The sequence below is a fragment of the Mesorhizobium sp. M0518 genome, assembly GCF_040321125.1.
Classification (GTDB): Bacteria; Pseudomonadota; Alphaproteobacteria; order Rhizobiales; family Rhizobiaceae; genus Mesorhizobium.
Window position 1 is genome coordinate 1 of the sequence record NZ_JAMYQY010000044.1, and the last position, 19,306, is coordinate 19,306.

General features: G+C 62.8%; 16 protein-coding genes. 11 read left to right on the top strand and 5 right to left on the bottom strand.

Going from position 1 to position 19,306, the window contains the following annotated elements; translation table 11 throughout:
- The first annotated feature begins 106 nt into the window (after positions 1-106).
- Positions 107-1,744 (top strand): copper resistance CopC/CopD family protein, encoded by a 1,638-nt coding sequence (locus tag NKI66_RS32040; protein WP_352754005.1) that lies wholly within the window; start codon positions 107-109, stop codon positions 1,742-1,744.
- A gap of 173 nt (positions 1,745-1,917) precedes the next feature.
- On the top strand, positions 1,918-3,345 hold the full coding sequence (gene gnd, locus NKI66_RS32045; protein WP_352754007.1) for an NADP-dependent phosphogluconate dehydrogenase: 1,428 nt from the start codon (positions 1,918-1,920) through the stop codon (positions 3,343-3,345).
- A gap of 9 nt (positions 3,346-3,354) precedes the next feature.
- Here the strand turns inward: gnd and NKI66_RS32050 are convergent, their stop codons facing one another.
- Positions 3,355-4,410 (bottom strand): LacI family DNA-binding transcriptional regulator, encoded by a 1,056-nt coding sequence (locus NKI66_RS32050; protein WP_023812490.1) that lies wholly within the window; start codon positions 4,408-4,410, stop codon positions 3,355-3,357.
- Between the two features lie 403 nt (positions 4,411-4,813).
- On the opposite strand from NKI66_RS32050, the gene NKI66_RS32055 reads away from it, so the two are divergent.
- The 7 genes from NKI66_RS32055 (at position 4,814) to mgrA (ending at position 12,181) form a co-directional block, all read left to right on the top strand.
- Positions 4,814-6,052, top strand: a complete 1,239-nt coding sequence (locus tag NKI66_RS32055; RefSeq protein ID WP_352754009.1) for an ABC transporter substrate-binding protein — start codon at positions 4,814-4,816, stop codon at positions 6,050-6,052.
- 81 nt (positions 6,053-6,133) lie between these two features.
- Positions 6,134-7,021 carry a carbohydrate ABC transporter permease gene (locus tag NKI66_RS32060; protein ID WP_352754011.1) on the top strand — a complete coding sequence of 296 codons (888 nt, stop codon included), beginning with the start codon at positions 6,134-6,136 and terminating at the stop codon, positions 7,019-7,021.
- On the top strand, positions 7,018-7,956 hold the full coding sequence (locus NKI66_RS32065; RefSeq protein WP_352610131.1) for a carbohydrate ABC transporter permease: 939 nt from the start codon (positions 7,018-7,020) through the stop codon (positions 7,954-7,956). The genes NKI66_RS32060 and NKI66_RS32065 overlap by 4 nt, the downstream gene beginning before the upstream one ends.
- Before the next feature lie 5 nt (positions 7,957-7,961).
- Positions 7,962-9,059 carry an ABC transporter ATP-binding protein gene (locus NKI66_RS32070; RefSeq protein ID WP_023812494.1) on the top strand — a complete coding sequence of 366 codons (1,098 nt, stop codon included), beginning with the start codon at positions 7,962-7,964 and terminating at the stop codon, positions 9,057-9,059.
- A gap of 53 nt (positions 9,060-9,112) precedes the next feature.
- Positions 9,113-9,859: a sugar phosphate isomerase/epimerase family protein gene (locus NKI66_RS32075; RefSeq protein ID WP_352754013.1), complete on the top strand. Its 747-nt coding sequence runs from the start codon at positions 9,113-9,115 to the stop codon at positions 9,857-9,859.
- A gap of 11 nt (positions 9,860-9,870) precedes the next feature.
- On the top strand, positions 9,871-11,013 hold the full coding sequence (locus tag NKI66_RS32080; protein ID WP_352754015.1) for a Gfo/Idh/MocA family protein: 1,143 nt from the start codon (positions 9,871-9,873) through the stop codon (positions 11,011-11,013).
- A 121-nt stretch (positions 11,014-11,134) separates the two neighbouring features.
- Positions 11,135-12,181, top strand: coding sequence for an L-glyceraldehyde 3-phosphate reductase (mgrA, locus tag NKI66_RS32085; RefSeq protein ID WP_352754017.1), 1,047 nt, complete (start codon positions 11,135-11,137; stop codon positions 12,179-12,181).
- A gap of 72 nt (positions 12,182-12,253) precedes the next feature.
- On the opposite strand, the gene NKI66_RS32090 is transcribed toward mgrA, so the two are convergent.
- On the bottom strand, positions 12,254-13,351 hold the full coding sequence (locus tag NKI66_RS32090; RefSeq protein ID WP_352754019.1) for a S1 family serine peptidase: 1,098 nt from the start codon (positions 13,349-13,351) through the stop codon (positions 12,254-12,256).
- A gap of 396 nt (positions 13,352-13,747) precedes the next feature.
- On the opposite strand from NKI66_RS32090, the gene NKI66_RS32095 reads away from it, so the two are divergent.
- The gene (locus NKI66_RS32095; RefSeq protein ID WP_352754021.1) at positions 13,748-14,842 is read left to right on the top strand and encodes a trypsin-like serine peptidase; all 1,095 of its coding nucleotides are present in this window, start codon (positions 13,748-13,750) and stop codon (positions 14,840-14,842) included.
- Between the two features lie 136 nt (positions 14,843-14,978).
- On the opposite strand, the gene NKI66_RS32100 is transcribed toward NKI66_RS32095, so the two are convergent.
- The 3 genes from NKI66_RS32100 to NKI66_RS32110 form a co-directional block, all read right to left on the bottom strand.
- Positions 14,979-15,686, bottom strand: a complete 708-nt coding sequence (locus NKI66_RS32100) for a DUF4760 domain-containing protein (protein WP_352754023.1) — start codon at positions 15,684-15,686, stop codon at positions 14,979-14,981.
- A complete protein-coding gene (locus NKI66_RS32105) occupies positions 15,683-16,063 on the bottom strand; it encodes a hypothetical protein (protein WP_352754025.1) in 381 nt (126 codons plus the stop codon). The genes NKI66_RS32100 and NKI66_RS32105 overlap by 4 nt, the downstream gene beginning before the upstream one ends.
- A gap of 109 nt (positions 16,064-16,172) precedes the next feature.
- On the bottom strand, positions 16,173-18,371 hold the full coding sequence (locus NKI66_RS32110; protein ID WP_352754027.1) for a caspase family protein: 2,199 nt from the start codon (positions 18,369-18,371) through the stop codon (positions 16,173-16,175).
- 244 nt (positions 18,372-18,615) lie between these two features.
- On the opposite strand from NKI66_RS32110, the gene NKI66_RS32115 reads away from it, so the two are divergent.
- Positions 18,616-19,020, top strand: a complete 405-nt coding sequence (locus NKI66_RS32115) for a Fur family transcriptional regulator (RefSeq protein ID WP_027037743.1) — start codon at positions 18,616-18,618, stop codon at positions 19,018-19,020.
- Positions 19,021-19,306: the final 286 nt, after the last annotated feature.

Consider the following 19,306-nt stretch of genomic DNA (forward strand, 5'->3'; position numbering starts at 1 on the left):
ATATATTTACGGGTGTGGTGGGCGCGTATTTGTTTATATTAGACTGTAAATCATCCCAATGGCGCCGCGATAATTCGTGCGCGCCGCTCTTTTTCGTGGCGGTGACATGAGCACGACCTCCCTCCTGCAAACGGCTTCCATGGCCTGCAAACCTGCCGGCCGGCTTGCCGCCGGCCTGTTGGCCGTGATCGTGTTTCTTGCCAGCCTTGCCGTGTCAGATCAGGCCTTTGCCCATGCCGCGCTGATCAAGACCGACCCGGCCGACGGCGCGGTGCTGGCGCAGGGGCCGGCGCAGTTCTTGCTGACTTTCAGCGAGCCGGTCTCGCCTTTGGTGCTGACGCTGGTGAAGCCCGACGGAACGCCGGTTTCGCTAACGTCATTCCGGCTCAGCGACCGGACGGTAGAGATCGACAATCCCCAGAAGCTTGCGTCCGGTACGCATGTGCTGAGCTGGCGCGTCATTTCGGCCGACGGCCATCCGGTCGGTGGTTCCCTACTGTTCTCCATCGGCGCACCCAGCGCGCCGCCGGCCGTGTCCGAGGCCGCCGACTGGCCGTCGCGGTCGGCCATCTGGCTCGGCAAGGTCTTTCTCTACATCGGCCTTTTTCTCGGCGTCGGCGGCGCTTTCGCCCTCGCCTGGCTGTCCCAAGGTGGCCGCGCCGGACAGCGCTTCGTTGCAGCCGCAATCCTGGGCGGACTTGTCGCGGCGCCCTTGTCGCTCGGCTTGCAGGGGCTTGATGCGCTCGGGGCACCGCTCTCCCATCTGGCACAGGCGGTCATCTGGCGGACCGGACTCGGCACCAGTTTCGGCTGGACGGTGCTGGTCGCGCTGATTGCGCTGGGGCTTGGCCTGCTGTCGCTGGCCGGCCCCCGCGCCACCGCCAAACCATTTGCGCTGGCCGGCCTGGCCGGGGTGGGGGTTGCCCTTGCCGCCAGCGGCCATGCCAGTGCCGCCGAACCGCAATGGCTGACACGGCCGATGGTGTTCCTGCACGGCGTCGGCATCGCGTTGTGGGCCGGCGCATTGGTCCCACTCGGGCTGGCGCTGAAGGGGCAATCGGCGGGGGCCACGCCATTCCTGCGGCGGTTTTCACGCCTGATCCTGCCGGTGGTGGCCGTGCTTGCCTCTGCCGGCATCGTGCTTGCCGTCATCCAGGTGCAAACACCGTTGGCGCTGGTCGACACCGCCTATGGAAGGCTGCTGTTGATCAAGCTCGGGCTGCTGGTCTTTCTGTTCACGCTCGCCGCCGTCAACCGCTGGAAACTCACGGCATCGGCCGAGGCGGGATCGACGGAAGTTCAACGCAGGTTGGTCCGCTCGATCGGCGTCGAGATGTTGATCGTGTTGGCGATTTTCGGCGTTGCCGCGGGCTGGCGCTTCACGCCGCCGCCACGAGCCCTGGCGATTGCGGCAGCGCAACCGGTGTCGGTCCATATCCACGCGCTGAAAGCGATGGCCGATCTCAGCATCACGCCGGGCCATGCCGGCCCGGTCGTTGCCTCGATGTTCATCATGAGCGGCGATTTCGGCCTGCTCGACGCCAAGGAGGTGACGCTTGTGCTGTCAAAACCCGATTCCGGCATCGAGCCGCTGAAGCGCGCTGCGAGCAAGCCCGGCGACGGCAGTTGGCGTGTCGACAACCTCGTCATCCCGGTGCCGGGCCGGTGGACGGTGCGCATCGACATACTGGTCTCGGACTTCGAGATGGTGAAGATCGAAGCGCCTGTCGACATCAGGCCGTAAAGCCAGACCTGCACGAGCTTGGCCGGCCATCCGCGCAACACAATTCGGCGAGGCGGTTGACGCGGCCCGAAAGGCCCGTCAATCATCACGTGAAGAATGGCATCCCGTGAAGAATGGGCATCCCCGCAAATCGCGGGCTCGAACCAACAAGATCCGAAAGCAGGGAAGAAACGATGGAAAATGCCGAAATCGGCCTGATCGGCCTTGGCACGATGGGCTCCAATCTGGCGCTCAACATCGCCGAGCACGGGCACCGCATCGCTGTCTTCAACCGCACCAGGGCGCGCACGGACGCTTTCATCGAGAATGCCGGCGCGCTCAGGGACATGGTCGTGCCCTGCTACAGCCTGGAAGAGCTTGCCGCCGCGATCCGGCCGCCGCGCCCGATCATCATCATGGTGCTGGCCGGCATGCCGGTCGACGAACAGATCGCGGCTCTGCGCGGCGTGCTGTCGGCCAACGACATCGTCATCGACGCCGGCAACGCCAATTTCCGCGACACGATGCGGCGCTTCTCCGAGCTTTCCAGCTCGGACCTCACTTTCATCGGTATGGGCGTGTCCGGGGGTGAGGAGGGCGCGCGCCATGGGCCGTCGATCATGGTCGGCGGCACGGAGGACTCATGGAAGCGCGTCGAGAAGGTGCTGACGGCGATCTCCGCCAAGTTCAAGGACGAACCCTGCGCGGCATGGCTTGGCACCGACGGCGCCGGACATTTCGTCAAGACCATCCATAATGGCATCGAATATGCCGACATGCAGATGATCGCGGAGATCTACGGCATCCTGCGCGACGGCCTGGGCATGGGCCCGAAAGAGATCGGCACGGTGTTTGCCAACTGGAACAAGGGCCGGCTCAATTCCTACCTGATCGAAATCACCGCCAAGGTGCTGGCATCAGACGATCCGAAGACCGGCAAACCGGTGGTCGACGTCATCCTCGATCGCGCCGGACAGAAGGGCACCGGCAAATGGTCGGTCATCGAGGCGCAACAGCTCGGCATCCCGGCCACCGCGATCGAGGCGGCGGTGGCGGCACGCGTTCTATCGTCGATCAAGGACGAGCGGCTGGCGGCGGAAAAGGCCTATGGCAACATCGGCGTGACGAAGATTTCCGGTGACAAGGACGCCTTGCTGAAAGATCTGGAACTGGCGCTGTTCGCCGGCAAGATCGCCGCCTACGCCCAAGGTTTCGCGGTGATGAGCGGCGCCTCCAAGGAATTCAACTGGAACCTGCCGATGCCGACCATCGCCAGGATCTGGCGCGCCGGCTGCATCATCCGCTCGCAGATGCTCGACACCATGGCGGAGGCCTTCAGCAAGGGCGGCGCCTCGACCAACCTCCTGATGGCCCCGGCCTTCATCGCGCTGATGCAGGAAGCGCATCCGTCGCTGCGGCGCATCGTGGCGAGGGGTTCGGAGGCCGGCTCGCCGGTTCCGGCGCTGTCTTCCGCACTTGCCTATTTCGACAGCTACCGCCAGGGCCGCGGCACCTCGAACCTGATCCAGGCGCAGCGCGACTTTTTCGGCGCGCACGGCTTCGAGCGTATCGACGACAAAGGCGCGTTCCATGGGCCGTGGGGAAGCGGTGCGGCTGGTTAACCCAAGGGCCTAAACGGAAACCGGCGGGCTGAACGCCCGAACCTCGCTGGTGGCGACCAGGCGCTGCAACGAGCCGGGTGCGGCGCCGCCGATCCAGCCGAGCACGGAGCGGGCGAGATCGGAGCCGGCCAGGCGGAAGTTCTCGTTGACGACGAGCAATTCCGGCCGGAACAGGTGCAACAGGTCCGACGACTGCTTGGACACGACATCGACGTCGCGGCCAAGCTTGAGGCCGGCATCCTCGATGCCGGCGACGATCGCCAGTGTCGCGGCGGCAGCGCTGCTGACGAAGCCGTCCGGCCTGTTCTCGCGGCGCATCACCTGCGCGGTCCTGGTCCTGATCTGCTCGATCGTGTGATCGATGGAAACGGTGTTGAACGGAATTTCGCTGGCTCCGACCTCGCTCAGCGCATCGGCAAAGCCGTTCAGCGTGTGGCCATAATAGGTCAGCCCGGGCGGCGGCGACAGAAGCGCCAGCTTGTGCCTGCCCATGCTCGCCAGGCGGCGCACGGCTTCCATCGCGAAAACATGGTTGTCGAAGTCATGGTACGGATGGACGAGGCCCATGTCGGTGCGCCCATGCGTGGCAAAGGGCATGCCGTGCTCGAGCATGTAGCGGGCGCGCGGATCGTTCGGTTGGGTGCGCGAAATGATGACTCCGTCGGCCGAGCCGGTCTCGACGAGATAGCGGATCGGCTCCATCGGATCCTGCGAGCGGGAATAGGGCGTGACGATCAGGTGATAGGGCGTTTCGGCGAGCACTTCCGAAACGCCGTAGATGATGTCCGAGACGAAGCTCATGATCTCGCGGTCGGTGTTGAGCACGAGGCTGATGACATTGGTCCTGCCGGTGCGCAGACGCACGCCGGCGCGGTTCGGCCGGTAGCCGATCTGCTTGGCGACGAGCTGGACGCGACGCCTGGTTTCGGCGCCGATTTCCGGGGCATCCTTCAAGGCGCGTGACACGGTGGTGACGCCGAGCCCGGTCATGAAGGCAAGCGTCTTCAACGTCGGCCGTCCCTGTGCCGAGGTCTCCCCGTTCTTGTCCGTACGCTGTCTGTCCATTCGTCCCGCCCGTCAGGCGCATAGCAGCCGCGAGCCATGTCGGCAATCGCCGCCATAGCGGTACGATATGCGTTCCAGCCCCGGCAAAGCCTCAATATACTGAAACGTTACAGATTGCCATATCGAGTTACATGTCCATCGCCACGAGGTGGATGGTTCTTTTGCGAAACGCATTGGGATTCCAGGAGAAATCGCCTCTGCCGCCGCCTTTTGCCCGTATCAGGCGGCATTTCGGTGTTTGCGCCGCAGCAAACCATGCTGCAGTGCATGGGAAGCGCGATCATTCATGCGAATTTGTTCGCGGTCCGAAAAAATATCGAGGGCGCTTCGTTGATGGGTTGCACAGCCCGCGCAATTGCCGTATCGAAAATCTGTAACGTTTCAGATTCTGGGAGGAGCCGAAATGCGATACAAACTTTTGACCGCTGCGCTGGCAGCGACGGCCGCGTTGCAGTTTGCCGGCCAGGCGGCCGCGACGGACCTGGAAGTCACCCATTGGTGGACGTCGGGCGGCGAGGCGGCGGCGGTTGCGGAACTTGCCAAGGCATTCGATGCGACCGGCAACCACTGGGTGGATGGCGCCATTGCCGGCTCCGGCGGCACGGCGCGGCCAATCATGATCAGCCGCATCACCGGTGGCGATCCGATGGGCGCCACGCAGTTCAACCATGGCCGGCAGGCGGAGGAACTGGTGCAGGCCGGCCTGATGCGCGACCTCACCGACGTCGCCACCAAGGGCAAGTGGACTGATGTCGTCCGGCCGAAGAGCCTGCTCGACGGCTGCACCATCGACGGCAAGATCTACTGCGTGCCCGTCAACATCCATTCCTGGCAGTGGCTGTGGCTGTCCAACGAAGCCTTCGCGAAGGCCGGCGTGCCGTTGCCGAAGGACTGGAATGAATTCGTGGCGGCAGCGCCGGCGCTGGAAAAGGCCGGCATCATCCCGCTCGCCGTCGGCGGTCAGGCCTGGCAATCCTCCGGTGCCTTCGACGTCCTGCTTGCGGCTGTGGGCGGCACGGACACGTTCCTCAAGGTCTACAAGGACAAGGATGCCAAGTTCGCCGCCGGGCCCGAAGTCGCCAAGGTCTTCAAGGCCGCGGACGATGCCCGCAAGATGGCGAAGAACACCAATGTGCAGGACTGGAACCAGGCAACCAACCTGGTCATCACCGGCAAGGCCGGTGGCCAGATCATGGGCGACTGGGCGCAGGGCGAGTTCCAGGTTGCCGGCAAGAGCGCCGGCAAGGATTATACCTGCCTGCCGGGCCTTGGGCTGAACGAGGTCATAGCCACCGGCGGCGACGCCTTCTATTTCCCGCTGCTCAAGGATGCCGACAAGAGCAAGGCGCAGGAGGTTTTGGCCGAGACGCTGCTCGATCCCAAGACGCAGGTTGCCTTCAATCTGAAGAAGGGATCCCTGCCGGTGCGCGGCGACGTCGATCTCAATGCGGCCAACGACTGCATGAAGAAGGGCCTCGCCATCCTTGCCAAGGGCGCCGTCATACCGTGGACGGACCAGCTGCTTTCGCAGGACACCCAGAAGCAGAAGGAAGATCTTTTCGCCGAATTCTTCGCCAAGCCGGAACTGACCGTCGAAGACGCGCAGAAGCGCTTCGCCGACCTCATCGCTTCGGCGGACTGATGCTGGAGGCAACCCGCCTCATTCCCGGCCTTGCGAATGCAGGGCCGGGAATGCATCGCCCTTACCCAGCCGGCTGACGAGATGAGCAAGAGCGAACGCCCAAACCTTCTGTTCCGCAACCTCAATGCGAAGGTCGCCTCGATCCCGATGATCCTCACCGCCATGGTGGTTTTCGTCGGCGGCACCGTTTGGACGGTGCTCTATTCCTTCACCAATTCGAAGCTCCTGCCGCGCCTGAATTTCGTCGGGCTCGACCAGTATTACCGCCTGTGGGCGGCGCCGCGCTGGCTGATCTCGATCGAGAACCTGTTGATCTACGGCGCGATCTCGCTGGTGTTCTCGCTGGTCATCGGTTTTCTGCTTGCCGCGCTGCTCGATCAGAAGATCCGCTTCGAGGACACGTTCCGCACGATCTTCCTCTATCCTTTCGCGCTCTCCTTCATCGTCACCGGCCTGGTCTGGCAGTGGTTGCTCAATCCGGATTTCGGCATCCAGCATGTCGTGCGGGACTTCGGCTGGACGAGCTTCAGCTTCGACCCGCTCTACAATTCCAGCATCGTCATCTACGGCATATCGATCGCTGCGCTGTGGCAAGGCACCGGGCTCATCATGTGCCTGATGCTGGCCGGCCTGCGCGGTATCGACGAAGACATCTGGAAGGCGGCGCGCGTGGATGGGATCCCGATGTGGAAGACCTATCTGTTCATCGTCATCCCGATGATGCGGCCGGTCTTCATCACCACGCTCGTCATCATCGCTTCCGGCATCGTCAAGGTCTATGACCTGGTCGTGGCCCAGACCAGCGGCGGCCCGGGCATCGCCTCCGAAGTGCCGGCCAAGTACGTCTACGACTATATGTTCTTCGCCCAGAACCTCGGCCAGGGTTTTGCCGCCTCGACCATGATGCTGCTCTCGGTGGTGATCGTCATCGTGCCTTGGGCCTATCTCGAGTTCGGGCGACGCAAATGAGCATTGCAGACATCACCGCTCAAGCAAGCACTGCCGCCGGCGCGCGCCAGGACATCGCCGGGCCCTACGGTCCAAAGCCGCGCCGCATGATTTCGCGCCGCAACGTCTTCCTCTACGGCACATTGTTCGTCATGGCGGTCTACTACCTCTTGCCGCTCTATGTCATGGTCGTCACCTCGCTCAAGGGCATGCCGGAGATCCGGCTCGGCAACATCTTCTCACCGCCGCTCGAGATCACCTTCGAGCCGTGGGTCAAGGCGTGGTCAACGGCCTGCACCGGCCTTAACTGCGACGGGCTCTCGCGCGGTTTCTGGAATTCGGTGCGGATCACCGTGCCGTCGGTGCTGCTGTCGATCGCCATCGCCTCGGTGAATGGTTATGCACTGGCCAATTGGCGCTTCAAGGGCGCCGATACGTTCTTCATCATCCTGATCGTCGGCGCCTTCATTCCCTACCAGGTGATGATCTATCCGATCGTCATCATCCTGCGCGAAATCGGCCTCTACGGCAGCCTCAGCGGGCTGGTGATCGTCCATTCCATTTTCGGCATGCCGATCCTGACGCTGCTGTTCCGCAATTATTTCGCATCGATGCCGGAAGAGCTGTTCCGGGCGGCACGCGTCGACGGCGCCGGCTTCTGGGGCATCTTCCTGCGCATCATGCTGCCGATGTCGCTGCCGATCTTCGTCGTCGCCATCATCCTGCAGGTGACCGGCATCTGGAACGACTTCCTGTTCGGCGTCGTCTACACCCGCCCCGACACCTATCCGATGACGGTGCAGCTCAACAACATCGTCAATTCGGTGCAAGGCGTGAAGGAGTACAACGTCAACATGGCCGCAACCATCCTGACCGGGCTTGTGCCGCTCATCGTCTACTTCATTTCCGGCAAGCTTTTCGTACGCGGCATCGCCGCCGGCGCGGTGAAGGGGTGATGGCGATGACGGCAGCCAACGATACCAGCGTTTCGATCCAGGACCTGTCGCTGAATTTCGGCGCGGTGACCGTCCTGGAGACGCTCAATCTCGATGTCGCCGATGGCGAGTTCATCGTGCTGCTCGGGCCGTCCGGCTGCGGCAAGTCGACCTTGCTCAACTGCATTGCCGGCCTGCTCGATGTCTCCGAAGGCCGCATCTTCATCAAGGGCAAGAACGTCACCTGGGAAGAGCCCAAGGACCGCGGCATCGGCATGGTGTTCCAGTCCTATGCGCTCTATCCGCAAATGACGGTGGAGAAGAACCTGTCCTTTGGGCTGCGTGTCGCCGGCACGCCAAGAGAAGAGATCGCCAAGCGGATCGCGCGGGCGGCTGAAATCCTGCAGATCGAGCCGCTGCTGCAGCGTAAGCCGGCCGCACTTTCCGGCGGCCAGCGCCAGCGCGTCGCCATCGGACGGGCGCTGGTGCGCGATGTCGACGTGTTCCTGTTCGACGAGCCGCTGTCCAATCTCGATGCCAAGCTGCGCGCCGAACTGCGCGTCGAGATCAAGCTGCTGCATCGCAAGCTGCAGAACACCATGATCTACGTCACCCACGACCAGATCGAGGCGATGACGCTGGCCGACCGTATCGCGGTGATGAAGGGCGGCGTCATCCAGCAGCTCGATGCGCCGCAGACCATCTACAACCGTCCGGTCAACCGCTTCGTCGCCGGCTTCCTCGGCTCGCCCGCAATGAACTTCGTCGATGGCCGTCTGGAAGACGCGGACGGCGGCTGGCGGTTCGCGGCCGAGGATATCAAGATCCCGCTCGGCACTTACGACTTTGCCAAGCCTCCGGCTCCCGGCCCCGTCACATTCGGTATCAGGCCCGAGCATGTCAGCCTGAACAGTGGCACCGGCTGGCCGTTCTCGATAGCCGCCAATGTCGAGGTGGTCGAACCCATGGGCTCCGACACGCTGGTCTGGCTGAAGCTTGCCCAGCAGAATTTCAGCGTCCGGGTGACCTCGGAACGCACGCCCAAGAACGACGAGGCGGTGACGCTTGGCTTCGATCCGATGCGCGCTTCGCTTTTCGACACCGCAACCGGCACACGCATCTAGCTTCCGAGAACCAACCTTCCAACGACAATCCCCAAGTGAAACGGACAGAGACGATGAATTGGTCATTCCAACTTTACAGCGCCCGCAATTTCCAACCCTGGGACGGTGTGCTCGCCACGCTCGGCAAGCTCGGCTACGCTCAGGTCGAAGGTTTTGGCGGCGTCTATGATGATCCCGAGGCATTCCGTGCCGAGCTCGACAAGAACGGGCTTGCCATGCCGACTGGGCATTTCTCGATCGACGCTCTCGAGAACGATTTCGACGGCGTGCGCAGAACCGCCGACGCACTCGGTATCACGCTGCTCATCTGCCCTTTCCTGATGCCCGACCAGCGGCCATCCGACGCCGCCGGCTGGAGCGGCTTTGGTGAGCGTCTGGCAAAGGTCGGCGACGCCGCGAAAAAGGTTGGCTACGGCTTTGCCTGGCACAACCATGATTTCGAGTTCAAGAAACTTGCCGACGGATCGGTGCCGCAGGACCACATCCTGTCATCCGCGCCCGATGTCAGCTGGGAGATGGACGTTGCCTGGGTGGTGCGCGGCGGCGATGATCCGTTGCCGTGGATCGAGAAACACGGCAAGCGCATCAGTGCCGTCCACGTCAAGGACATGGCCAAGCCCGGCGAGGGGCTGGATGAGGATGGCTGGTCGGATGTCGGCCATGGCACCATCGACTGGGCCGGTCTGATCAAGGTGCTGCGTGCCAAGAGTGCTGCCCAATACTACGTCATGGAACAGGACAACCCCAACGACATCGAGCGTTTCGCCCGCCGCTCCATCGCAGCCGCCAAAACCTATTAGGAGCAATCAGCATGGCAAAGAAACTTGGCATCGGCGTCATCGGCTGCGGCAACATCTCGAAAGCGTATTTTTCGCTGGCGCCGCTGTTTCGCGGCATCGAGATGCGTGCCTGCGCCGACATCAACATGGAGGCGGCCAGGGCTCGGGCGAAGGAGTTCAAGCTGCGCGCCGAGACCGTCGAAGACCTGCTCAGGGCCGACGACATCGACATCATCGTCAACCTGACCATCCCGGCGGTGCATTATGAGGTGTCGAAGCAGATACTCGACGCCGGCAAGCACGTTTATTCGGAAAAACCGTTCGTGCTGTCGGTCAAGGAAGGGCTCGACCTTAAGAAGCGGGCGCAGAAAAAGGGTCTTCGGATCGGCTCGGCGCCAGACACTTTCCTCGGCGGCGCGCACCAGCTGGTGCGCAACCTGATCGACACCGGCAAGCTTGGCAAGGTCACGAGTGGTACCTGTCATGTCATGGGCCACGGCATGGAGCATTGGCACCCCAATCCGGATTTCTTCTTCCAGCCGGGCGCCGGTCCCGTGCTCGATATCGGGCCTTACTACATCACCAATCTGATCCAGCTGATCGGACCGGTGAAACAGGTCGCGGCCTTCGCGACGACGCCGGCCAAGGAGCGGACGATCAGTTCAAAGCCGCGCGCGGGTGAAAAGATACCGGTCAACACGCCGACGACCATCCATGGGCTGCTGGAGTTCGAGAACGGTGCCGTTATAACGCTCATCACCAGCTGGGACGTCTGGGCCCACGGCCACGCGCCGATGGAACTCTATGGCGAGGCGGGTACGGTGTTCGTGCCGGACCCGAACTTCTTCGGTGGTGACGTTCGCTTCACCGACGCGGCCAAGCCGGTCAAGAAGCTGCCGAACTGGCCGCATCCGTTCGGCGTGCCCAACGAGATGCATTCGCAAGGCATGATGGCCAACTACCGCACATCGGGCCTCGCCGACATGGCGGTGGCGATCGCGGAAGGCCGGCCGCACCGCTGTTCGATGGAGCTGGCGCTGCACGCCGTCGACGTGATGACCGGCCTGTTGCGCTCCGGCGAAACCGGCAAGTTCGTCGCCATGCAGACCACCTGCGAACGGCCGGCGGCACTTGGCGTCAAGGAAGCCAAGGCGCTTTTGGCGAAGAAGAAATAGGGCAGCACACCTCAACCCTCTCCCCGTTTCGACGGAGAGGGGGTAAGGGTGAGGGGCAGAGCCAACTCGCCGCGTTGTCGCGATGCAGCCGACCGGCTCGTTTCCATTTGAGGATTTTCCGATGCCCTACACGCCTGCCGAAAACCGCTATGAAAAGATGATCTACAACCGCTGTGGCCGCTCTGGCCTGAAGCTGCCGGCGATCTCGCTGGGGTTGTGGCATAATTTCGGCAACGACACGCCGCACAAGACCAAGCAGGCGATCGCGCGCAAGGCCTTCGACCTCGGCATCACGCATTTCGACCTTGCCAACAATTACGGTCCGCCGCCCGGTTCTGCCGAGACTGCCTTCGGTGAAATCCTGCGCACCGATTTCGCCGCCTACCGCGACGAACTGATCATCTCGACCAAGGCCGGCTACGAGATGTGGGCCGGTCCCTACGGCGAATGGGGAGGGCGCAAATACATGCTGGCCAGCCTCGACCAGAGCCTCAAGCGGATGGGGCTCGACTATGTCGATATCTTCTATTCGCACCGTTTCGATCCCGACACGCCGCTGGAAGAAACGATGGGTGCGCTCGACCATGCCGTGCGCTCGGGCAAGGCGCTCTATGCCGGCATCTCGTCTTACAATTCGCAGCGCACGCGCGAGGCCGCCGATATCTTGAAGCAGCTTGGCACGCCTTGCGTCATCCACCAGCCGAGCTATTCGATGCTGAACCGCTGGGTGGAGGAAGACGGCCTGCTCGACACGCTCGAAGGGCTCGGTGTCGGCTCCATCGTGTTCTCGCCGCTGGCGCAAGGCATGCTGACCAACAAGTATCTCGGCGGCATTCCGGACGGCAGCCGCGCCTCCCAGGGCAAGTCGCTGAAGACAGCCTTCATCAACGACAAGACCATCGCCAACATAAAAGCGCTCGACGCCATCGCCAGCAAGCGCGGACAGACGCTGGCGCAGATGGCGCTGGCCTGGGTGCTGCGCAAGGGGAGGGTGACCTCGGCGCTGATCGGTGCCAGCCGGCCGGAGCAGGTCGAGGACTGCGTCGGCGCGCTCAAGGTGCTCGACTTCAGCGATGCCGAACTCGCCGAGATCGATACCTACGCCCGGGAGTCCGATATCAATCTGTGGGCAGCTTCGGCCGAGCGCAAAGGCCCGCCGCGAAAATAAACCACTCAAGCCGGCAAAATAAGAGCGGCGGGCACTCCCGCCGTTTTTCATGGGAAGCCAAATGGCCGCGGTTCAGGGCGTTTTCGGTTTCTGCGCCGTGCCGAGTCCCGCCTTGGGTTTGGCAGGCGCCGGAGCAGAGCTTTTCATCTTCGCCTCGATCCAGCCGGTGTAGTTGGCCAGCCGCGTGTAGATGCCGTAGGCGTCCTTGTGGCCGCAGGCCGCACTGCCGTCAGCCGGGCCTTCGCCCCAGCTGACGACGCCGATTTGGACCGGGCCTTCGGCACCGGTCATGAACAGCGGGCCGCCACTGTCGCCGTTGCAGGCATCGCGCACGCCGCTGGTGGTGCCGGCGCAGATCATGTTGCCGGTCAGCGGGTCGGTCATGTCGGCGGCGATCGCATTGGCGGCCGCGTCGATGCCTTTTTCCGAATAGCGCATACGGCGGGACAGATCACCGAGTGCTGCCTTCAGATCACGCGCATAGATGGCCTTGATGCCGCTGTTGCAGGCCTGGTTCGGCTGCAGGTCGAGGTCGGCGACCATCAGCGTGGTCGGAAAGGTGCCGTCCTGCATCTTGCCCCAGCCGGTGACGGTCGTCTTGCCGGTGTCGGGCGTTGTGTCCTGGGCGACCTTGATGGTCGGCGCGTCGGCCGGTTCGGCAAGCCGAAGCAGCCCGAGGTCGTTGTCGAGGGTCTGCTCGCTGTAGCCTTCGTTGACGATGACCTCCACCACCTTGTGGCGCTTGCCCTCGCTGAGATCGGTTGCACCGGTCAGCACGGTGACGCTCTCGGGCGAAACCGGCAGGCCCTTGTCGTTGAGGCAGTGTGCTGCCGTCAGCACCCATTGCGGCGCGACCAGGCTGCCGCCGCAGAATTGGGCGTTGGCCTGCGATGCCGGATTCTCGTCCAGCCTGTCGGTGGTGAGCAGCGCGACCTGGAACGGGTAGGCTCCCCTTTCGGCCTGGTTGCCGCCATAGACGCGGTCGGCCGCGTCGGGGTTCTCCGCCGCTGCTTTCGCTCTGGCTTCCGTCACGCGCTTCATTGGCGAGACCGCTGCCTCCGGTCGGGTGACCGCTTCGTCGGCCTGGGTGGAATTGGCTGCCGCAAGGGCGGCCGCGATGCCGAGCAGCGATGCGGCGGCGATCGGCCTGAACCGATGGATGATGTTCATCTGAAGCCCTCCTGATATGTTCCCGAGCGGACCAGCCCCAGCGCATGATCAACAAAGCAAGCCTCAGACTGATGGTCAGGCCGCGCAGCTTTTGTTGTAGCAGCACGGCAGGGACACCAAGTCAGGCACTGCTTCGCTTATCGCGTTCCTGTGCAGACCCCGCTCAAAACCCTATAGCCCCCCACGGGCTATGTGGAAGCTAATTGTCATTCCAATGTTGTATTAATTTAGGCAATATATCCGCGCCGGTGTCTTTGGCGGGGGCTTTGACCGACCGCATAGGCGATGGTCATATTTCAAGTGCGGTAACCAAACTCCTTTTTCGACCCCACCACGATCTCGACAATATTTCTGTATTTTGATCCAGTCCTTGCTGATTTTTGGGAGAGTCTCACCATGACAAAACTGACAAACGCACTCATTGCGTCCACATTACTTTCCGCCGCAATGTGGGCGGTTCCAGCTTTCGCCGCCGATCCTGGCTCCGCCAGTGCCGGCAATGGCGAAAGCGCGCGCGACGCGACTTCAGGCGACTACAAGCCCGGGCGGGCAAAGCCAATCGCGCCACCGAAGCTGACCGACGAAGACAGCCGCGCCGCGCCGCTTGCCGACGAGGCAACGGCTGTCAAATCCTACGGCATCGTCGGACGGTCCGCCGATGGCAAGGAGATCAAGATCGAGCCGAGCGAAGCGCTGCGGGAGCTTATCATCAAGGAACTGAACGCTCCGGCCACTGGAAAAGACGGGGCTGAGCGCAAGACCGAGGATCCGGACCTCGGCGAAGGCGAAGCCGGCCGCCAGGTTTTCGGCACCGACGATCGCGAGCAGGTCAAGAACACCAAGACCTATCCGTTCTCGGCAATAGGCTATCTCGAAGCCAAATCGCCGAAGACGGGCAGCTTCGGCAGCTGTTCGGCAACGCTGATCGGTCCGCGAACCGTACTCACCGCCGCGCACTGCCTCTACAGTCATGAGGACAAGGATTGGCTCTCCGACTACCTGTTCGTGCCGGGCCTTAACGGCAGCACGGCCGACGACGCACCGTTCGGCGCCTTCGCCTTCGAAAGCGCCTATGTGCTGCAAGGCTTCATCGACAACTACCAGGGTTATTATGGTTCGGTCCTGCTGTGGGATCTCGGCATCGTCACGCTGAAGCAGGATGTCGGCACCAATCTCGGCTGGCTGGGCTATGCCAACTATGAGGATCTCGGCGATTTCACCGCCAATCTCGTCGGCTATCCCGGCGACAAGCCGATGGGCACGATGTGGAAGGCAAACTGCGAAGTGCACGCCGAAAACATCGCGCCGGAATATTTCCAGTATGACTGCGATACGTTCCCAGGGTCGAGCGGGAGCTCGGTCTATGCCTACGACAACAAGGCCAAGCAGCGCATCGTCACCGGTGTCAACGTGGCGGAAAGCCCCGACGCGAACACTGCCGTGCGCCTGAACGCTGCCAACGTCCAGTGGATCAACAGCCTGTATAAGTAATCGCTGCGCATTCGCGGTGGAGACAAAGGCGGCGGCGCAATCCCGCCGCCTTTTTCTGGCGGACGCATTCGTTGCGACCCTTTGCACGCGGCCAGCGGCAGGCGCGCATGGAGGCGGAGGCCGGATTTTCGCGTCGCTATTTGGCTTCGGCTGCAGGCGTGCCGTTGCGCACGTAGCTCTCGATTGCCGAAGCGAAAGTGGGAGAACCCGCCTTGCGCTGCTTATCTATGTAGCCGGCAAAATAGCTCCAGAAAGAGACGGCATAGTCACGGAAATAAGCATCGGTCACTTTGCGCGAACACAAATCGCCGTCGATGCAGAAGGACAGACGGTTGAGGAAATAGACGATGCGATCGAAATTCTCGCTGAAATCGGCGAGCGGCATGTCGCCGCCGGAGGCGGTCATCGCCTCGATGCCGATGCGTTGCCGGAACACCTGCTCCTCGGTTGGCGAGGGGTTGGCGCTGAGCAGATTGTCATATTTGGCGTTGAGCGCCGTCAGACGATCTTTCAGCGCGCGCTGCGCCTGCTGGTAGTCCTTGTTTTCCCAGAGCTCGACAAGCGACATGGTCTGCTCGACGCGCTTCTGCTCCTGGTTGGCCAGGAACTGGTAGACCGAGAACATCAAGGTGAAGATGATGGCGAGACGCACGGCCATGCCCGACCAGGCATAGACCAGCATCCGCCAATCGCGGTCTGTGAAGGGGTTGCTCTCCTTCTTGATCTCGTGGCTGCTTGGCCACGGGAAACCCTCGGTGGTTTCCTGCAGGGCCGGTTTGCCGGCCTGCGCTTTTGCGGGTGCGATCATTGCTGTCTGCCTGGTGTTGCCCGTCGGCTTCTTCATCCGCAGCTGTCCAGTTCAATGGTGGCGGAGGGATCAAGCACAATGCCCGGCGTCTCCAGCTTCTTTTTCAGGCATTGCAACTGCAGGCGCGAAATCATGAACTGTACGTCAGGCTCCGCCGCCCCCTTGCTCGGGGACGGCAAGGCTTCGACGACGCCACGCGAGGCGCAGTTGCTGAGATCGACGACAATGGCACCGCTGGCGCTTTTGGCGATCTGGTCATACTGATCGAGAAAACACGTCGCCAGTTCCGAGTTGGTGACGATCTGCTTGACGCACAGGCCGCAGGCATCGTCCGCCGAAGCGTTGGCGATCAGCAGCAGGCCGCCGGCAAGGCCGGCTACCGTTCCACGCCAGGAAAACACAGAATTCTTCACAATCGATCCTATCCGTTTCATCCGCCGTCATGCGTCAGCGGTCGGGAATGTTCTCATATCGCGCCGATCGCGCAAGAGCCGCCGCAGAGCCCTGCGCGCCGGCATCCGCTCAGGCGCGCGGCACCGTCTCCAGCGGGAAGATCATCACGGCGCCTTTCGGGCCGCTCTTGTCGGCAAGCCGCATCACCGAGCGGGTTGCCGGCGCCATGCCGAGATCGGTCAGCATGTCGGAGAAGCCGGCGGAGCCCATTCCGCGTGTCGCCGAGGCGACGCCGTCCTGCGCCAGGAAGCTTAGATCCTGCTTCTCGCTCTCCGGCGGCGCCTCGGTCAAAACCGCGATCATCCGTTCCATGCCGAAGCTGGTGTCGGTGAAGGCCAGCAGCCCCTCCTCGAGCGTGGCTTGCGGGGCGAGACGCTCGGCGACGATGTGGGTGATCGAATAGTCGCTGCCGACATAGAGCACGTTGATGTCGACCAGAAGGTCCGAGCTGTTCTTGGCCAGCACATGCACTTCGTCGCCCGGCGAGACGCGCGGCACCACCGAGGCCTGCAGCGGTTCGAGGCCGTCCTTGTCGCGGCGTTTGACCTGGAACTGGACGTCGACGTCCTCGGGCCTGTAGTCCGAGGCCGCCGCCAGCCGCGAAAGCCCGGTGGCACGGAAGATGGTGCGCAGGTTCCTGGTCGTTGCATCGATCAGCTTCTGGCGGTCGTGAATGATGATCAGCGGCGGTTTGCCGCCGTCCTTCAGGCTCACGTCGCCCGACGCCGGCAGGAACCACAGCGCCGGCTTATCGGTCGCATCCTTGGCTGCGCCGGGAACGGCATTCTCGCGCATCACCGCGAGGCGGAGGTCGGCGCTCTTGCCGGGTTCGACCAGCTCGATGTTGAAGCCGGTCTCCCTGGCTGTGGCCAGTTCGTCGAGAACCGCATTGACCAGAGCGGCTTCCTTCTCAAGTCCTTTGGCTATGGCCGGCCGCGCCAAGACGAGCTTGTAGTCGACGGCGATCTCCGCCACCCGCCCATAGGCGTTGGCGGGAATGTCGGCGACTTTGAGCGCCGGCTTCTTGTCGAACTCGACCGGCTTGACGCGGCTTTCCAGGTTTTTTGCCGACTGCACTTCCAAAAATCCGACAGCGTCGGACAGCGGCGACAGCGCCGACGGCAGGATGGCGAGCTTGCTGCCGGGGGTGAGGCGGTGCAGCAGGCCGGCGCCGATCGTCGCTTCGCCGTCCTTGATGACGACAGGCCACTGCATGACCGCGTCGGTCTTGTCGGTGCCGAACACCCGCGCATCCAGTTCGCCCTCGAACAGCGGTGTCGGCCGGGTGCGGCTGTCGGCCGAATATTGCTGCAGCACGGCCTGGCCGAGCTGGCGATAGGTGACGTTGGGATTCTCGGCCAGTTTCGACAGGATGGTGAAGGTGAACAGGCCGAACCGCGGCGCATCCGCGATGCCCTTGGGCAGCGGCATTTCCGGTGTCGTCTCCACCGTCTGCGCGGCATAGAAGGCGACCAGTTTGCCCTTGGTGATCGGTTCGCCACCGGTCGGCGTCAGGGTGAAGGCGGGCTTGCGCGTGCCATTGTCGTCGACGCCGCGCGAGCCGGCGACCGAAATCACCTCGTCATAGGCCTTGATCGCGGCAGCCCGCTCGGCCTCGTTGCCGCCGACCAGGTCGGCGAACTCGACCTTGCGCTCCAACTCGTCATCGACCTCGACGGCGCGTGTCGCGGTGCCGGAATGGCAGCAGTCGAACACGACCCAGACGAAAGCGCCCTTGTCGCGAATGGCGTCGAGTGCCGCGCCGATCTCGTTGTCGATCAGCGCATTGGGCACGCCGGCATCGCGGTTGATCCATTTGCCGATATCGACGGGCAGGAAGATCTCGTCGAGCCCGTCGGTTTCGTCGCCCTTGACCATTTGCGGCTGCTGGGCGCCGTGACCGGACAGATGCAGATAGACGAAATCGTCGCGCTGAACCTTGGCGGCAAGGTCGGCCAATGCGGCCTTGATGGCCGCATGGGTCGGCAGGCCACTGGCGCCGGGGACATCCTTGGCGAGCAGCGTGACGTTCTCCGGCGCGAACCGCACCGGGTAAGGCACATTCTTCAGGAGATAGTCGCGGACGAGGGCTGCATCGTTCTTCGGCCCGACCAGCCAATTCCTCTGCGGAAGGTTGGGATATTCGGTGCAGGCGACCAGCAGCGCATGATAGGTGCGCGATGCGGCCATGGTCCGGAACGACACCATGCCGGCCATGGTCAAAGCGGACGTGCCGACCAGCAGCGTCCGCCGCGTCAATTTGATCATGATTGCTTCCCCAAGCCCGACCGAATTTCCAAGCGCGGCAATCCTTGCCGAAGATGTTGTCAGTATTTTGAACGTCACATCGCAGAGCAACCTGCCTGTTGCGCCGCTCCGATCGATGTTCTCGACAGCCTCGCGGGCAGAATGCGGGAAACAGTAGCAAAAATGCCTGTTCGTCGCTATCTGGATGGGACATGGATCGTTTGTGCGCGGCACAAGCGACGCAAGGCGAGTTGGAAACAGGATCATGGCGGCAAGGGATGTGCTGACGAAGAACCAGCTGTGCGTGCTCGAGAAACTCGAGACCGCCAGCGGACCGCTCAGTGCCTATACCTTGCTCGACCAACTGCGCGAGCGCGGTTTTCGCGCGCCTCTGCAGGTCTATCGAGCGCTCGACACGCTGGTGAAGTCAGGTTTCGTGCATCGGCTCGAAAGCATCAACTCCTTCGTCGCCTGCGCCGAGCCGCACGACCACAGCCATTCGATGACTGCCTTCGCCATTTGCGACACATGCGGGCAGGTCACCGAAATGTCCGACCACGATGTCGGCCACCGGTTGGACGAATGGGTGCGCTCGACAGGCTTCGCCGCCAAGAAGGCGGTGATCGAGTTTCGCGGGACGTGTGCCAAGTGTTTGGCGGAAGCGGCGTGAAGCCAAGTCAGGCGTGAAGAAACCTTCGATGCTGGCGGGACAGCACCCCCCTCTGTCCTGCCGGACATCTCCCCCGCAAGGGGGGGAGATCGGATATCGTTTCTGCTTCCACCAATTACCAGCGTTGAAATAAAAGCGCTGCCCGCGAAGCTGCCAATCTCCCCCCTTGCGGGGGAGATGTCCGGCAGGACAGAGGGGGGTGTGAAGGATCGCGACCGATGCCCACGATAGGCTTCAATGCGCCTCGTCCCAGTTGTTGGCGGCCCGCGCATCGACATGCAGCGGC

Bases quoted from the DNA above. Each gene is read 5' to 3' on its own strand.
- NKI66_RS32040 (WP_352754005.1), top strand. From the start codon at position 107: ATGAGCACGACCTCCCTCCTGCAAACGGCTTCCATGGCCTGCAAACCT.
- gnd (WP_352754007.1), top strand. From the start codon at position 1,918: ATGGAAAATGCCGAAATCGGCCTGATCGGCCTTGGCACGATGGGCTCC.
- NKI66_RS32050 (WP_023812490.1), bottom strand. From the start codon at position 4,410: ATGGACAGACAGCGTACGGACAAGAACGGGGAGACCTCGGCACAGGGA.
- NKI66_RS32055 (WP_352754009.1), top strand. From the start codon at position 4,814: ATGCGATACAAACTTTTGACCGCTGCGCTGGCAGCGACGGCCGCGTTG.
- NKI66_RS32060 (WP_352754011.1), top strand. From the start codon at position 6,134: ATGAGCAAGAGCGAACGCCCAAACCTTCTGTTCCGCAACCTCAATGCG.
- NKI66_RS32065 (WP_352610131.1), top strand. From the start codon at position 7,018: ATGAGCATTGCAGACATCACCGCTCAAGCAAGCACTGCCGCCGGCGCG.
- NKI66_RS32070 (WP_023812494.1), top strand. From the start codon at position 7,962: ATGACGGCAGCCAACGATACCAGCGTTTCGATCCAGGACCTGTCGCTG.
- NKI66_RS32075 (WP_352754013.1), top strand. From the start codon at position 9,113: ATGAATTGGTCATTCCAACTTTACAGCGCCCGCAATTTCCAACCCTGG.
- NKI66_RS32080 (WP_352754015.1), top strand. From the start codon at position 9,871: ATGGCAAAGAAACTTGGCATCGGCGTCATCGGCTGCGGCAACATCTCG.
- mgrA (WP_352754017.1), top strand. From the start codon at position 11,135: ATGCCCTACACGCCTGCCGAAAACCGCTATGAAAAGATGATCTACAAC.
- NKI66_RS32090 (WP_352754019.1), bottom strand. From the start codon at position 13,351: ATGAACATCATCCATCGGTTCAGGCCGATCGCCGCCGCATCGCTGCTC.
- NKI66_RS32095 (WP_352754021.1), top strand. From the start codon at position 13,748: ATGACAAAACTGACAAACGCACTCATTGCGTCCACATTACTTTCCGCC.
- NKI66_RS32100 (WP_352754023.1), bottom strand. From the start codon at position 15,686: ATGAAGAAGCCGACGGGCAACACCAGGCAGACAGCAATGATCGCACCC.
- NKI66_RS32110 (WP_352754027.1), bottom strand. From the start codon at position 18,371: ATGATCAAATTGACGCGGCGGACGCTGCTGGTCGGCACGTCCGCTTTG.
- NKI66_RS32115 (WP_027037743.1), top strand. From the start codon at position 18,616: ATGGCGGCAAGGGATGTGCTGACGAAGAACCAGCTGTGCGTGCTCGAG.